Consider the following 14235-nt stretch of genomic DNA (forward strand, 5'->3'; position numbering starts at 1 on the left):
TAGGACTCAGATGAGCCCATGCGCAGAGACTCAGCTGAGCAGAGTACGACAACATCCCCCGTTTTACCCCGCCCCGTTTTCCAGCCGCTCCGTTGACAATAGCGACGTCAACGGAGAACTCCGAACCCCGTTCACAGTTGACAATGGCAACATACTGTTAGACGACCGCGCACACGTATTCCGTGAGCTGGTGCGCCGCCGACGGCGTTCCCACCAGCGGGACCGCCGATTCATCGGTCTCATTCATTTCACCCTCAGGGAAAATGCGATGAACGGGATGCCTGCGCGCTCAATACCCCCGACGCTTCACACAACGCCATACCCGCCAAACACGAGCCAGTAGACCCATCGGTCACCTGAATCGAAGTCGAACACCCCGCAATCCCGGCGCCGGTCACTGCACCCGGACTGATCACGTCCGGCGCCGACTCATCTGCAACCACCGGTGACACAGCCGTCACCAGGTCCATTCACGAGGCACGGAGCATTGGTCATGAGCTTTATGATGTTGCCGCCAGAGATCAACTCGACCCGCTTGTACACCGGCCCGGGCTCGGCCTCGCTCAGGGCCGCCTCGGCAAGCTGGAACAGCGTCTCGGTCGGATTGCATTCCGCCGCCGAGTCTTACCGGGCCATGATCGCAGACCTGACCAGCTTCCAATGGCTGGGTCCGTCTTCGGCCGCAATGGTCGCCTCAGTGCTGCCCTATGTTGGTTGGCTAGAGGCCACTGCCGTCCAGGCAGGACACTCGGCCATGCAGGCCTCGGCCGCGGCCGCGGCCTACGAGCAGGCGTTCGCGATGACGGTGCCGCCGCCGGCCATCGCCGTCAACCGCGCCGAACTCGCGGCACTGATTGCCACGAACTTCTTCGGCCAAAACACCGCGGCGATCGCGGCCAACGAAGCCGAATACGCCGAGATGTGGGCCACCGACGCCACCGCGATGACCAGCTACTCCTCCACCTCGGCCGCCGCAAGAGCGTTGACCCCCTTCACTTCCCCGCATCAGACCACCAACCCCGCCGGCCTGGGCGCTCAAAGCGCCGCAGTGGCCAACTCCACCGCCAATGTGGCCGCTGACAGCGGCAACTGGCTAGGAAATCTGATCGACGCCATAGGTGTTGCGCTCCTGCCGATCGCTCCCGAACTCTCAGCAATCCTGATACCGCTGGGAGAGCTGATCAACATGATCCCCTTCCCATCGTTTTTGGCCGACGACTTCACCATCCTCGACGGCCTGCTGGCGTTCTACGCGACGATCGGTTCGATGCAGGACATCCAGTCGATGGGCAGCGGAATCATCGGCACCGACGACACGCTGGGCCTCATCCCCCACGCCGCCGCCGACGCCCCCAACGCGCTCGCCGCACTCGGTGGTGAGCCGGCGCTGGGCGCCGAACTGGGCCCGATCGCAGCAGAGCTGACCAGTGGCAACAGAATTGGCCAAATGTCGGTCCCGCCCAGCTGGACCGAGCCGAAGGTCACCACCATCAAAGCGCTGCAGGCCACCCCGCTGACCACCCTGCCCACCGACGAGGTTCCCGCATCCGGCATCCCCGGAATGCCCGGAATGGCAATGACCGGAACAGGCCGCGGCGGCGTCACACCCCGATACGGAGTGCGACTGACCGTGATGCCCCGCCCATTCTCCGGCGGATAACCAGGCCGTAACCGGGCCCGTCCGGCAGTTCACCGCGCCGAGGGCCGCGTCCGAAACGGCAACTGCGCCATTGCGCTAGCGCAGGGCTTTGGCGACCGAGCAGTCGTGGTCCTGCAGGGTCTCTGCGGCAACCGGATCTTCGTCCGTTCCCTCGACTACCAGCAGTAGGAACCGATCCGGCGCCACGTTGGCGAGCGCGACCGAGGCGTTTTCCATCTTCTTGCCATCGGCGGCCACCTTATCGTGAATGTCGCGGAATAGGTTCTTGGACTTGAGGGTGTCGGTGTTCACCGCCAAGACGTGATAACTATTGCCACCCAAATCGACCGGGAGCTGCTTCCAGCGAACGTAGTCAGCTGCGTTGACCTCCTTCAAAGTGGCCAATGTCGCTGGTGACGAACACGATATGTGAATGTGCAGCTGATCTTGGCTGCGTGCATTCTTTGCATTGATCGTGAGCACCAGATGGGACTCCGGAAGCGCGTTGTTCAGCCGAGCAGTCACCGCGAATCGATCGGCCCAGGCCTCATAGAGGTACTTACCAGTCGACGGCTCCTGCAGGGCCTGATCCTCGATTCCACTGACCCGGGCCAGTGGTAGCAACAGGAACTGATATGGGTCACCGGCGGCCTTGTACAAGGCGATGCCGGAGCTTTCGTCCACCAGCGTGCAGGGGGCATAAGCACCCCTACGTTGATAGTCACGCTCGCACCGGTCGTGCACAATCTTCCAAAGTTGATCCCGGTCGGCCGGTGGCCGGGTAGCCGGCGTTACCGCTCCTCGCGCACCAGCCAAGGTCCCCACCACGGCCGCCACCAGAGCCACCACCAACACGCCGCGATGCGCGAGCCCGGCAATCGCTTTGGACAATTTCAGCCTGCAGGCTGAAACGGTTGGCCGAAGGGCATCCAGCCGCGTTCGTGCTGCGCTCTGCACAAAATCCGCCTCACTGTCCGCGCGATTCACTGTCCCTGAACGTTTTTCGCCCATCTAGATCATCTGTATAGCACGAGATCGTCGGGCCGAAGAGAGACGGGTTCGCCGTGATTCGATCTGGTCACCGCCGCTCCTGCGGGGTTACTAAAACCGTTCGACAACCAGTTGCGCGAACGCGTGATCGGTCGAACTCTGGCCGTCCGGGGTCTTGATGTCGGGGTCGTAGATCTCCAGCTTGATCCCATCGAGCTTGATGCCATTTTGATGGCCGAAGTAGTAGTTCGTCGTCTTGCCAGGGCTCCGGCGTTGTTGATTAGCAGGCTTGTGAGCTGGGGAATTGTGGATTGAGGAGGTCTAGGCGGCGGTTGGCGGTCAAAGCGGTGATCCGGCAGGCTTCGGCGATGTTGTCGGCGCCGTTGAGGCGGTGCAGATTGATCGCGGTGTTGCGTAGCGTTGCTAGGACCTGTGCGCCGTTTCCGGTATGTGCCCTTTGACGGTCTTCGTCGAAGGTGACGTCGCGTATCCAGTGCAGGCTGTTCTCGATTCCCCAGTGTTGACGCATCCAGGTCATGATCGCGGTAGGGCGGGCGTGCTCGAACGGCAGGCTGCAGATGGCATAGACCACCTCCACGCTGCGCTGGTCGGTGGCGGTGATCAAGCGTTCACGAGTGATCCGGATGATTTGTTTTGCGTAGGGGAAGCCGATTCCTCGTGCAGCGGTGATGATTTGCAGGGTGCGGGTCTCGACACGGCCGTGGCCGCGGGAGTCGTCGGTAGCGGCTGTGGGCACCTCGGCCCAGGGCAGCGCGGTGATACGCGCAAATATTTTGGCTTGGTTGGACTTGACGATCATCAGGTAGTGCGACTTCAAGGTGGCGCAGATCAACTTCGCGGTGACGACCTGGGTATGCATCGCATCCACGGTGACCAGCCACCGCAAGCTACCCGGCAGCAGCGTGAGCAGGGCACGTACGCAGGGAATTTCATTGCTTTTCTCGGCGACAGCGAGTCGACCGAGCACCAATCGGGCACGGTGGGCGAACACCGACACGAGATGCGTGGCTGTCGCTTTGGCGCGTAAAGCACCACGCAGCATCTTGCCGTCCAACGCGATCGGCACCAATCCACTGGGGTCGCTGCTGGCCACGTGTGCAGTGAAGTAACTGCCCATCCTGGCGTTGAGGTCGGCGGGGTCTAGCCGAGACAAAACAGCGCGGAAGGTCTTCTCACTGGGCCGCCGGAACCGGACCCCTAATTGGGCCAACACATCATCGGGAGCGGTGGCCGCCCATGCGGCAAAACCAGCATAGCCGCGCATCCCCGCGGCAGTGGCCAGAACCGCGATCGCCAACAAAGCCACCAGCGAATACCTCCGACCGCGTGGGCCCCTCGGGTCTGGCACCGAGGCCAACACATCGAGAAACTCCGATCCGATGAACTCGCTGCGCTCACCAGGACTCCAGCAGTCGAACACCTCTGGAACCGACGACACAGGCAATACTGAAACGGTAGGCACGGGCAACTCCAGACCAACGACGAACAGTAACCAACTCGATCGTTCTCCAGATAGCCCGTGCCTACACTCCGGCCCCAATAGCGCGGCACCAAAGATCATCAACCCAGCTCACAAGCCTGCTAATCAACAACGCCGGAGCCCTGGTCGTCTTGCGGACCGTGAGGATCCCGTTGATGATGCTCTTTTGGGCATACAGGGGGTCTTGCAGGGACCCGAGAATCTCGGCCTTCTTCTCGTCGGCATTCCAGAAGAACGCGTATCCGGGCGCTGAGTAGGTGGCAGCCTGCTGCTGTGGTGTCAGCTGAAACCCGAACAGGGTCAGCGACCAACCATCAATGCGGTAGGTACCCGGCTGTAACGTCAGCCGGCCATTCGACTTGTCATACTTGATGTAACCGTGCGCATCCATGTTCACGTCATTGAATACGCGGACATTCATACCCGGTTTCATCGGCATGTTGCTCAGGCCTCGTTCGGTGAACGCACCCCAAAGGCGTGGCTCCGGCGGCGCACCCACACAGCCCGTGAGGGCCAGCGCCAGCACGCCAACCAGTAGCAACAACCGGTACCCTATCGGGGGTTTCTGCTGGGCCCGGCGCTTCACAGCAACGGCCGACGTTCGATCGCGGCTGACACCTGCTCGGTCATCCAATAGCTAACCGCCATCGACCGGTCCCCACTCGGAAAGCCGATGCCTTCAAAAATGACTTCGCCAACCGCCGCCGGCAGGCTGACATTTTGCCGCCGGTGCCGCCAGGTCAACCGGTAGGAGGCTCCACTCCGTTGTATTCGCAGATCGAGATCACCGGTTAAATCACCGGCGGCATCGAAATATTGGGCCCGGTAATCGCCGGGAAAACCATTGGAAGTGTCGCCTCGCGCGCGGCCGACACCGATCGCACCGCCGGACTTCATCGCCGCCGTCGACAGATACCGTGCATTGATCACGCCGTCTTGCTCATTGCTAATGTGATATTCGCCAACGCCGATTACCCGGGTACTGATCATGTGCAGCATGGTAAGCCGGTGGCGGATGGCTTCGCCGAAGTAGCGGTTCTCAATGACTAAGCTCACGGAGTCCGGCGTCAACCAAGGAGGCATACCTGATGGCATACGAGCAACCACGACACCGGGCGCGCAGTCCGTTCTGGAAGTCGTTGGCTGTCTTCTGGTTAGCACTCTCTGTTGCCGCATGCTCATCGAGTATCACTGGCGCCGAAGGCGCTTCGACCAACGCCAACGGCACAGACAACGCGCTCGAGGGAGTAACGGTTCCCGACGCGTTCACACCGCTGACCATCGCGCCAATCAGCCGGCCGACGTTTCCGTTCCCCGGCACCGACGGCAAGTACCACCTGGCGTACGACGTGCAGATCACCAACGCCACCGGGGCTCCGGCGGCCCTCACCAGCGTCGATGTAGTCGACGCCCAGGACCCCAGCAAGGTACTCACCTCGTTCTCGGGTACCCAGTTGGTCGACCCCAAGTGCAGCTATGGAAACTGCAACCGGCTGCGACAGCTGACCGGAAGACCGTCAACCGATTTCACCATCCCGCCACAAGGATCACGTGCGCTGCTGCTTGACTTCACGTTCGACAAGTTGGCGCAGTTCCCCAAGGCGGTGATGCTGCGGCTGCATGGCGCCGGGGTGACTGCCCCGGGCTCAAGCGCCGAATCCGGCCCCTTGGACACCCTGGGTGCGCCGTTCGACATCTCGGCCGGCACGCCGCGGGTGATCAGTCCGCCGCTGCGCGGCAACAACTGGGTGGCGTTCAACGGCTGCTGTGAACCGGGTTGGGCCCATCGCGACTCCATCCTCCCGCTGAACATGAAGCTGAACAACAGCCAGCGCTTCGCCATCGACTGGATGAGAACAAACGACCAGGGCAACTTTTTCGCCGGCGACAAGACCAACAACGACAGCTATATCTCCTACGGCAGCAGCGTGTATGCGGTGGCCGACGGCACCGTGACCTCGACGCTCGATGACATGGAAGCCAACGTGCCGGGCATCCTGCCGGCATCGGATCCGGCATTGGCGGCGAAGATAACGGTGGACAACGTCGATGGTAACCACATTGTCCTCGACATCGGCGGTGGCGCGTATGCGATGTATGCCCACCTCATCAAAGGCTCGCTGCTGGTCAAACCGGGCGACAAGGTGAAAAAGGGCCAAGAGATCGCAAAGCTGGGCAATACCGGCAATTCGAACGCCCCACATCTGCACTTCCAGCTGATGGACGGCCCTTCGCTGCTGGAAGCCGATGCACTGCCCTACGTGCTGGACACCTTCAGCTACCAGGGACAGGTCAGCCCGGCGACCGTCTGGGATGCCGACAACTACCTCAGCGGCTCCTTCTTCGGACCTGACCGGCTCGCGGCCCCGGAGCCTCGCACCAAGCAGCTTCCGGTCTTGCTGGCAATCGTGAACTTCGGGTAAGCCGCCGCCGGGCACACCCGCGGTGGTTGGAATAGTGCACAGGAGAATGGTCTTGGACATCTTCGCCGAATGGCAAAGCGGTGCTTCGACATTACGCTGGCGTTCAACCACTGCCGCCAATGCCGATGCCGAGGTCACGGTGTTCACCCGCCGTTGTGGCACACCCGACGCGCCAGCCCTGGTCCTGGTTCACGGCTTCCCAACCTCCAGCATCGACTACTTCGCATTGGCGCGCGAACTGGGCTCGGAGTTCGACATCTATGTGCTGGACTTCCCGGGCTACGGGCTGTCCGACAAGCCGCGGCAACCTTACGTCTACTCGTTGTATGACGATGCCCGTCTGCTCGTTCACGCGATCAGACGGGTCTGGAAGCTCACCGAGTTCCGGATGCTCACCCACGACCGCGGCAGCAGCGTCGGCATGATCGCACTGGGAATGCTGGCCGCTGAGGATCCACCGGCGCTGCCCATCGACCTCATCATCACCAACGCCAACATCTACCTTCCGCTGTCGAACCTCACCGCATTCCAAACCGCGCTGCTCGACCCCGCGACGGCACGAGCCACCGCCGCCGCGACGACGCCCGAGCTACTCGCGGCCGGTCTCGGTGCGAGTACCTTCATGCCACGCAGGGCACTGGAAGATCCCGAGATCACCGCTTTGGCAAGGTGTTTTGCGCATAACGATGGAATCCAGGCACTACCAGACACAGTTCAGTATCTGCATGAACGTGCTGCAGGTGAAACCCATTGGCTTGAATCACTTTCCACGATAACCGTCAACACCACGCTGGTGTGGGGACTGCACGACACCGTCGCGCCGCTGCGTGTCCCCAACCATGTATGGCAGGCGTATCTGAAGAACCAACCCGGCCGAAGCCGCTACTGGGTGGTTCCCACCGCCGACCATTACCTGCAATGCGACGCCCCGGCGGAGCTAGCCGAGATCGTGCGTGTCACCGCCGCGGGCGGGGACGTTGCCCTGCAGACGCTCGGAGACCGGGCCGATGGCGCGGTTCTGGTCGATCAATGCGATGGTCCCGCTTAGCCGAAAGTGGGCCACAGGGCGTTGTTTCGGCACCGCCCGCGCCGCTGCGCTACTAACACCCTTGGGCCGCGTCAGGTCACGGCGAGGTGATGCGGGCAATAGTAGGTCGCCGAGATGACCGCAAAGTGCGCGGCAGCGTCCATGTCGAAGCCGGGGTTGCGCGCCGTCACTTCCTGAACTACGGCCAGACCGGATTCACCACGATCCAGGCACACGCACACCGCTCGGGCGGCATCGATTGCTTGGGCTGGGCTGGGATAGGTGATGCCGATCCGCTGCAAAGCGACCAGGAATCCGACATCATCGCCGGCGCGGGCAACACCGGCAACCCACACCGGCGCACCGAATACGACCGCGGCGCACACGCCCATTACCGCGATTAGCAATTTCATTGGCTCACACCGCCTTTGATCGGGGGCTGGCCGGCCTGAATCCCGCTGCACGATGCCTTGCCGGGCATTGGCGCATCGCAAAGGCCCGGCCAAGTCCGGCACCTGCAGCGAGATTGCAGCGAACTTCACTGCGATACCACCAAGGTTACCGATGCTCGACGCGGCCCGCAAAGATGCCGACCCGCCACTTGCGAGCGCTGGGAATAGATTCGGCAGACCGGCAGCCACCGAGACCGGGTGGGGGCTAATGCCGCACGGTTGACCCGTCCAGATTTTGCCGCGTATCCTCGAAAGGAAAATAGGCGGTGGCCTCGTCCAGACCCGGCGACTAAATGCCAACGGTCTTTGGGACTCGATGACTGCCGTTGGGCGGCTCGATCGCAGAGCTAGGAGGGCGGTCCATGAACGGCTCACCGGATTCTCAGATGCTGCGACAGCCGACTACGCGGTCCTTTCTAGCCCAACCGTTGCGCGTCGCGATCGCCGGCGATTGGCATTCCGACGCCAAGTACGCCGTCGGCGCGATCGAGCACGCCGCCAAACGCGAAGCGACAGTGCTGATTCAGCTCGGCGATTTCGGCTATAACTTCACCGACGAGTATCTGGATTCGCTCGAAGAAGCTTTGGACCGGTGCGGGATGGTCTTGGGGTTCGTCGACGGCAACCACGAGAACTTCGAACGATTGCTTGGTTGGCCCATCGACCAGGACGGTCTGCGATACCTGCGTGGTCACCTCGCGCACCTGCCGCGGGGTTTTCGTTGGCTATGGGGCCAGACCCGGTGTCTGGCCCTCGGTGGCGCCTATTCGATCGACCGTTTCCTGCGCAAGCGGGGCCGCTCCTGGTGGGAGCAGGAGCTACTGACCATGCGCCAGGCGAATGCTGCGGCGGCCGCCGGAGAAGCCGATGCCATGTTTTGTCACGACTGCCCGGCCGGAATCACCGTTCCCAGCGCGGCGCGCGACCGGCGCGGGTTCCCGGAACTCGAGCTGCGTCGGTCCGAGCTGCATCGCGAGCGGCTGCGCTGCGTTGTCGACGCCGTCCGCCCGGGTCGGCTTTGGCACGGACACTTTCACCACCGTTATCAGGCGGTACTGCACGGGCAGGGTTATCGCACCGTGGTGGACTGCCTGAGCAAAAACGGGCATCCCATCGACAACAACATGGTGGTAGTCAACCTCGCCGCTCTGGGATCGCACCGGCTGAGTAGTCGCGGGACCGACGGGCCTTCGAATTCGGACTTGACCCACCGAGAGGCCGTCGGTTAACTAGCAGCGGCGATGGGGCTCGCCAGGAAGCTCGACTTCTGAACCGCCAGCCGGCTGATGGCACCTGCGAACAAAGGAGTCCCAGGTGGCATATCCAAACTCCCGCGCTTGTCCTGCGCCGCGCGTGGCCCGAATCGAGCTGCGCCGCAACGGTGGTCATCCCATAGGCACACACCGACCCGATGCCCACGAGGCGAACATCGGTTGCAGCGGCGGCGCTGCGGCATGAAAACTCCTAGGCAGCACGGCTTCAGGGGCCGGCATGGATGACGATTGCCTCAAGGTGAGCGCCTACTTGGGTGAGCGGCGCCGAACCGACGACGGCTTCCTGGCCGATGTGCTGCTCAGCCTCTACCAAGAACACAACATCGCGTCCAGCGTCGTGCTGCGCGGAGCCGGTGGATTCGGGACGGGACGCCACCTGCGGACCGACCAATCGCTGACCCTCTCCGAGGATCCGCCCGTGGTGATCATCGGTACCGACCGTAGGCCCAAAATCGAGGCATTACTCGACCCGGTGCTTGCCATCAAGCAACGAGGGCTGCTCACTCTCGAGCGCGCCCGCATGGTGCGCGGGGACCTGCCACCACTGGAATTGTCAGAGCAACTTCACGAAGCCGCCAAGTTGACCGTCTACGTTGGCCGCAAAGAACGCGCCTACGGTATGCCCGCCTATCTGGCCATCTGCGATCTGATGTACCGACGCCAACTGGCTGGTGCCTCGGTTTTCCTGGGTGTTGACGGCACCGCGCACGGGCGGCGGCAACGCGCCATGTTCTTCGGCCGTAACGCCGACGTCCCGATGATGATCATTGCCGTTGGCTCGGGCGATCGCATCCGTCGGGTACTGCCGGAGCTCGGTGGGCTATTGCGCCGTCCACTGATCACGCTCGAACGAGTTCGGGTTTGCAAGCGTGACGGTGAACTGCTGGGCCGTCCCCATGCCCTGCCCGCAGCCGACGAACACGGTCTGCCGCTGTGGCAGAAGCTGATGATCTACACCTCCGAATCGGCCCGGCACGACGGGGTTCCCATTCACCGGGCCATCGTGCGACGCCTATACCGGCGCCGGAGGCCCGACGGGGCTACCGTGCTGCGCGGCATCTGGGGCTTCAACGGCGAACATCAGCCCCACGGCGACAAGCTGTTCGCACTGGGCCGCCAAGTGCCGGTCGTCACCATCGTGATCGATACCCCGACCAACATCGCCGAATCATTCGAAGTGGTTGACGAATTGACCCGCGAACATGGATTGGTCACCAGTGAAATGGTGCCCGCCTTGGTATCTGACGACGGCGATGGCGGTCGGGGCGGACCGGTCATCGCCCGCTACGACTACTAGCCAGGTGGCACAGCCCAAGCCACGTCCGGTGAAGTCGGTACCGCACAGCCCGCTAACGTAATCGCCCATGAACCCCAACCCGCTCGAGCAACTGACACTCGAGCAACTACGCACCCGGACAAGCATGAAGTGGCGTGCGCACCCGGCCGATGTCTTGCCCTTATGGGTGGCGGAGATGGACGTGAACCTGGCACCCACGGTGGCCGCCGCGCTTCATCGAGCGGTCGACAACGGCGATACCGGATACCCCTACGGCACCGCATATGCCGAAGCCCTTGCCGAATTCGCTGCGCTGCGTTGGCAATGGCACGACCTGGAGGTCGGCCGGACGGCGATCGTTCCGGACGTGATGATGGGCATCGTTGAGATGCTGCGTCTGGTCACCGATCGCGGTGACACCGTGATCGTCAATTCACCGGTGTACGCCCCGTTCTACGCATTCGTGTCACACGACGGCCGAAGGGTGGTCGAAGCGCCGCTGGGCACTGATGGCCGGATCGACCTGGACGCGCTGGAAGAGGCCTTCGCTCACGCGCGCCGCGCAGGTGGCAACGTGGCTTACCTGTTGTGCAATCCCCACAATCCGACCGGTGCCGTGCACAGCTGCGACGAACTGCGCGGCGTCGCCGAACGCGCCCGTCGATATGACGTGCGGGTGGTGTCGGACGAGATTCATGCTCCCCTGGTCTTTTCCGGAGCACGTTTCACCCCGTACCTGACGGTGCCCGGCTCCGAGAATGCGCTGTCGCTGACATCGGCCACCAAGGCGTGGAATCTGGGTGGCGTCAAGGCGGCGTTGGCTGTTGCCGGTCCGGAGGCCGCCGCCGATCTACGCCGGATGCCGGAAGAGGTCAGCCACGGGCCGAGTCACCTGGGCATCATTGCGCACACCGAAGCGTTCCGAACCGGCGGCGACTGGCTTGACGCGCTGCTGGCCGGACTGGACGCAAACCGCACGTTGTTGAGCGATCTGGTGGACGCGCAGCTTCCCGGGGTGCGGCTGCGATGGCCGCAGGGCACCTACCTGGCCTGGCTGGACTGTCGAGACCTCGGAATTTCCGAGCAGGATGCGTCCGGTCTTGCGGTGGTGTCAGATCTATCCGGGCCGGCCAGCTGGTTCCTCGATCACGCCCGAGTGGCGTTGAGTTCGGGCCACGTGTTCGGAACCGGCGGAGACGGGCACGTGCGCATGAATTTCGCTACGTCCCAGGCCATTCTGACTGAGGCAGTGACGCGGATGGGCAAGGCGCTCGGCGAGCTGCGGTAGCCCTCAGCCTTGCCCCGCCGGCGCGACGCCGCTGCGCTGGTCCAACCCGGCAATGACCCACTTGGCCCATTCGATTTCCTGTTGGGCCCACCGCAACCCTTGCTCCAGCGCGGCCCGGGCAAAGAAGGAGTCGTCATCCTCAGCCCAGTCGTAGGCGTAGCGGATCCGTTCGTAGTGCGTCTTTTCCTGCTCGGACAAAGACAACAACGATTCCAGGTAGCTACGGGCCTGACTGGGATCTAGCTGGCCGAGCAGGAAGACCCGCAGCAGCGCGGCATTGCGGACCGGTGGGTCCTGCTGCGGCGAAGTCATCCATCGGTAGAGTTCGGTGCGTCCCGCGTCAGTGATCGCGTACTCCTTGCGCCCCCGTGGCCCCAGGTCCGAGGACTTGATTAGTCCGGCAGCAGCCAGCTTGTTAAGCTCACTGTAGAGCTGACTCTGCGTTGCTGGCCAGACGTTGTTCATCGACAGCTGAAACCGCTTTAGCAGGTCATATCCACTTCCCGGCTCCTGGGAGAGCAGCCCCAACGCCGCATGTCGCAGGCTCACCCAACCATACTAACCCTCCAGTTTTGACATGTCACCAATGCCATGCCAACATTGACATGTCACTTTTGACATGTCGATATTGGAATGTCGGAAACGTAAGGAGTACAGGTGATTCAAAGTGCCCGCCCGAGTGTGCCTGCCTTCTGCAGCGTCGACAACGACAAGCAGCCGGATCGGCCACCGGCCAAGGTCTTCAGCCCCGCACGCGCCCTCGATGGGTTCCTTCGCTCGCCGCTTGCGGGAATCGCCCCATGGGCACTGCTAGCAATCCTGTCCGGACCCGGGCGCTTCGAGCTGGCGGCGGCCGGCGCGTTGGGGCTCTCCGCGCTGGTGATGCTTGCCGGCCTCAGCCGTGGCGTCAGGGTTCACGCCCTCGAGGTCTTCGGCACCGCGTTCTTCGGCGCCATGTTGGTCGTCGGCCTGTTCGCGACCGACAACGCAATCCAGTGGCTCGAGTTGTGGTCCGGGGAGCTCACCAACGCCGCCCTAGCCTGTTTTGCCTGGCTCACCCTGCTGATCAGACGGCCATTCACGATGGCCTACGCCAAAGACACCACGCCACCGGAGCATTGGGACAGCCCCTTGTTCAAAAAGATCAACACGGTGATCACCATCGTGTGGGCGGGCGCCTTCACCTTTGCGGGAACCGTCGGCTTCATCGGCGACTACTTGTGGCATGACGGCACCAACTTCTCGACCGGGTGGATCCTTCAATTGGCGGCGATCTTCTTCGCGGCGGCGATTACCGACTTCTACCCGGACTACGCCGCCGCCAAGTTCGATTTGGCCAACGGCGAGCCGGCGCTGGTTCCCTCCGTCCTACAGACTGTCGGCTGGTTGCCGTCCTTCCTCACGGTCACCGGAATTGCGGGTCTGCTCACCAACTCGGTTGACTCCCTCGCCGCGATCGCGCTGATTGTGGCCGGCAATGTCGCATCCAGCATCCTGGCGAAAGTTCTTCCGAAGCAGACGAAATCGTAGCGACGCCACGAGCAAGTCTCAGCCGGTAGCAGCCAGCACGGCGGTAGCGAGCTCGGGGCGGCATACCACCAAATCGGGAAGCTTGGGGTCCGGCCGGTTGTAGGTCAATGCCGACCCGTCGATACGAGACGTATGCAGCCCAGCGGATCGGGCCACCGCCACCGGGGCGGCCGAGTCCCACTCGAACTGCCCGCCGGCATGGACATACACATCGGCCAAGCCCTGCACGACCGATGCCACCTTGGCCCCGGCAGAGCCCATTTCCACCAAGGTGCCATCCAACGCGTCGCGCACAGCCAGCGCGATGGCCGGTGGACGAGTCCGCGAAACCACGATGCGCGGCCTGTCGGGTGCCGCCGGGGGTGGCTCGACGTGTGGTGTCGCCAAGGTGATGCCCTGCGCCGGGAGCGCCACGGCCCCGGCGACGAGCTGGCCGGCCTGCCACAGCGCGACATGCACCGCCCAGTCGACGCGGCCGAGTTCGGAGAATTCGCGGGTGCCGTCGAGCGGATCAACGATCCAGACTCGCTCGCTGCGTAGCCGGACGGGGTCGTCGGCACCCTCCTCGGAGAGCACCGCGTCCCCGGGACGCTCGGCGGCCAGCTTGTCCATCAGAAAGTCATGAGATCGCTTGTCCCCCGCCGCCTTACGCTGGGCACCCTCGGCTGCGGCGAACTCCTCCCGCACTCCGAGCAGCAGGCGACCTGCCTCGGTGGCCAGCCACGCAGCCACAGCGTGGTCGTTCATCCAACACCCATTTCCGGCGATAGATTGGTAATTCTTACCCAAATTACATCACTGGCCAAGCAGGTAAATCTTCCTCCGCACCCCGAGG

General features: G+C 63.1%; 14 protein-coding genes and 1 riboswitch. Of the genes, 7 read left to right on the forward strand and 7 right to left on the reverse strand.

Annotation, left to right across the window (positions count from 1 at the left end; genetic code table 11):
• Positions 1 to 493 precede the first annotated feature (493 nt).
• Positions 494 to 1660: a PPE family protein gene (locus MPSD_RS17330; RefSeq protein ID WP_084472566.1), complete on the forward strand. Its 1167-nt coding sequence runs from the start codon at positions 494 to 496 to the stop codon at positions 1658 to 1660.
• Positions 1661 to 1735: 75 nt separating this feature from the next.
• Here the strand turns inward: MPSD_RS17330 and MPSD_RS17335 are convergent, their stop codons facing one another.
• The 4 genes from MPSD_RS17335 to MPSD_RS17355 form a co-directional block, all read right to left on the reverse strand.
• On the reverse strand, positions 1736 to 2626 hold the full coding sequence (locus MPSD_RS17335) for a CDP-diacylglycerol diphosphatase (protein WP_086085505.1): 891 nt from the start codon (positions 2624 to 2626) through the stop codon (positions 1736 to 1738).
• Between the two features lie 283 nt (positions 2627 to 2909).
• The gene (locus MPSD_RS17340) at positions 2910 to 4112 is read right to left on the reverse strand and encodes an ISAs1-like element IS2404/ISMul1 family transposase (RefSeq protein ID WP_420811937.1); all 1203 of its coding nucleotides are present in this window, start codon (positions 4110 to 4112) and stop codon (positions 2910 to 2912) included.
• A gap of 61 nt (positions 4113 to 4173) precedes the next feature.
• Positions 4174 to 4671 (reverse strand): hypothetical protein, encoded by a 498-nt coding sequence (locus MPSD_RS17350; RefSeq protein ID WP_232022571.1) that lies wholly within the window; start codon positions 4669 to 4671, stop codon positions 4174 to 4176.
• 41 nt (positions 4672 to 4712) lie between these two features.
• On the reverse strand, positions 4713 to 5186 hold the full coding sequence (locus MPSD_RS17355) for a hypothetical protein (protein ID WP_020786944.1): 474 nt from the start codon (positions 5184 to 5186) through the stop codon (positions 4713 to 4715).
• 32 nt (positions 5187 to 5218) lie between these two features.
• On the opposite strand from MPSD_RS17355, the gene MPSD_RS17360 reads away from it, so the two are divergent.
• Together MPSD_RS17360 and MPSD_RS17365 are read left to right on the forward strand one after the other, a co-directional pair.
• Positions 5219 to 6553: a M23 family metallopeptidase gene (locus MPSD_RS17360; protein ID WP_086085773.1), complete on the forward strand. Its 1335-nt coding sequence runs from the start codon at positions 5219 to 5221 to the stop codon at positions 6551 to 6553.
• Between the two features lie 52 nt (positions 6554 to 6605).
• Complete coding sequence (locus MPSD_RS17365; protein ID WP_011740650.1) at positions 6606 to 7601, forward strand: alpha/beta fold hydrolase; 996 nt, start codon at positions 6606 to 6608, stop codon at positions 7599 to 7601.
• Between the two features lie 71 nt (positions 7602 to 7672).
• On the opposite strand, the gene MPSD_RS17370 is transcribed toward MPSD_RS17365, so the two are convergent.
• Positions 7673 to 7993, reverse strand: coding sequence for a DUF732 domain-containing protein (locus MPSD_RS17370; RefSeq protein ID WP_015356326.1), 321 nt, complete (start codon positions 7991 to 7993; stop codon positions 7673 to 7675).
• A gap of 401 nt (positions 7994 to 8394) precedes the next feature.
• On the opposite strand from MPSD_RS17370, the gene MPSD_RS17375 reads away from it, so the two are divergent.
• The 3 genes from MPSD_RS17375 to MPSD_RS17385 all read left to right on the forward strand — a co-directional run bounded on the left by MPSD_RS17375 (position 8395) and on the right by MPSD_RS17385 (position 11870).
• On the forward strand, positions 8395 to 9261 hold the full coding sequence (locus MPSD_RS17375; protein WP_020786942.1) for a metallophosphoesterase: 867 nt from the start codon (positions 8395 to 8397) through the stop codon (positions 9259 to 9261).
• Positions 9261 to 9335: riboswitch (Fluoride riboswitch) on the forward strand. It overlaps the preceding gene by 1 nt.
• Positions 9336 to 9523: 188 nt before the next feature.
• Positions 9524 to 10603 (forward strand): DUF190 domain-containing protein, encoded by a 1080-nt coding sequence (locus MPSD_RS17380; protein ID WP_012395090.1) that lies wholly within the window; start codon positions 9524 to 9526, stop codon positions 10601 to 10603.
• Positions 10604 to 10670: 67 nt separating this feature from the next.
• Positions 10671 to 11870 carry a MalY/PatB family protein gene (locus MPSD_RS17385; RefSeq protein ID WP_020725778.1) on the forward strand — a complete coding sequence of 400 codons (1200 nt, stop codon included), beginning with the start codon at positions 10671 to 10673 and terminating at the stop codon, positions 11868 to 11870.
• Positions 11871 to 11873: 3 nt separating this feature from the next.
• On the opposite strand, the gene MPSD_RS17390 is transcribed toward MPSD_RS17385, so the two are convergent.
• The gene (locus MPSD_RS17390) at positions 11874 to 12419 is read right to left on the reverse strand and encodes a PadR family transcriptional regulator (RefSeq protein ID WP_020786940.1); all 546 of its coding nucleotides are present in this window, start codon (positions 12417 to 12419) and stop codon (positions 11874 to 11876) included.
• Positions 12420 to 12527: 108 nt separating this feature from the next.
• On the opposite strand from MPSD_RS17390, the gene MPSD_RS17395 reads away from it, so the two are divergent.
• Positions 12528 to 13400: a DUF3159 domain-containing protein gene (locus MPSD_RS17395; protein WP_020786939.1), complete on the forward strand. Its 873-nt coding sequence runs from the start codon at positions 12528 to 12530 to the stop codon at positions 13398 to 13400.
• An 18-nt stretch (positions 13401 to 13418) separates the two neighbouring features.
• On the opposite strand, the gene MPSD_RS17400 is transcribed toward MPSD_RS17395, so the two are convergent.
• Positions 13419 to 14147, reverse strand: coding sequence for a 3'(2'),5'-bisphosphate nucleotidase CysQ (locus tag MPSD_RS17400; RefSeq protein WP_020786938.1), 729 nt, complete (start codon positions 14145 to 14147; stop codon positions 13419 to 13421).
• Positions 14148 to 14235 lie beyond the last annotated feature (88 nt).

Origin of the sequence: Mycobacterium pseudoshottsii JCM 15466 (assembly GCF_003584745.1) — a bacterium.
Classification (GTDB): domain Bacteria; phylum Actinomycetota; class Actinomycetes; order Mycobacteriales; family Mycobacteriaceae; genus Mycobacterium; species Mycobacterium marinum.

Bases quoted from the DNA above. Each gene is read 5' to 3' on its own strand.
- MPSD_RS17360 (WP_086085773.1), top strand. From the start codon at position 5,219: ATGGCATACGAGCAACCACGACACCGGGCGCGCAGTCCGTTCTGGAAG.
- MPSD_RS17400 (WP_020786938.1), bottom strand. From the start codon at position 14,147: ATGAACGACCACGCTGTGGCTGCGTGGCTGGCCACCGAGGCAGGTCGC.
- MPSD_RS17380 (WP_012395090.1), top strand. From the start codon at position 9,524: ATGGATGACGATTGCCTCAAGGTGAGCGCCTACTTGGGTGAGCGGCGC.
- MPSD_RS17330 (WP_084472566.1), top strand. From the start codon at position 494: ATGAGCTTTATGATGTTGCCGCCAGAGATCAACTCGACCCGCTTGTAC.
- MPSD_RS17370 (WP_015356326.1), bottom strand. From the start codon at position 7,993: ATGAAATTGCTAATCGCGGTAATGGGCGTGTGCGCCGCGGTCGTATTC.
- MPSD_RS17385 (WP_020725778.1), top strand. From the start codon at position 10,671: ATGAACCCCAACCCGCTCGAGCAACTGACACTCGAGCAACTACGCACC.
- MPSD_RS17375 (WP_020786942.1), top strand. From the start codon at position 8,395: ATGAACGGCTCACCGGATTCTCAGATGCTGCGACAGCCGACTACGCGG.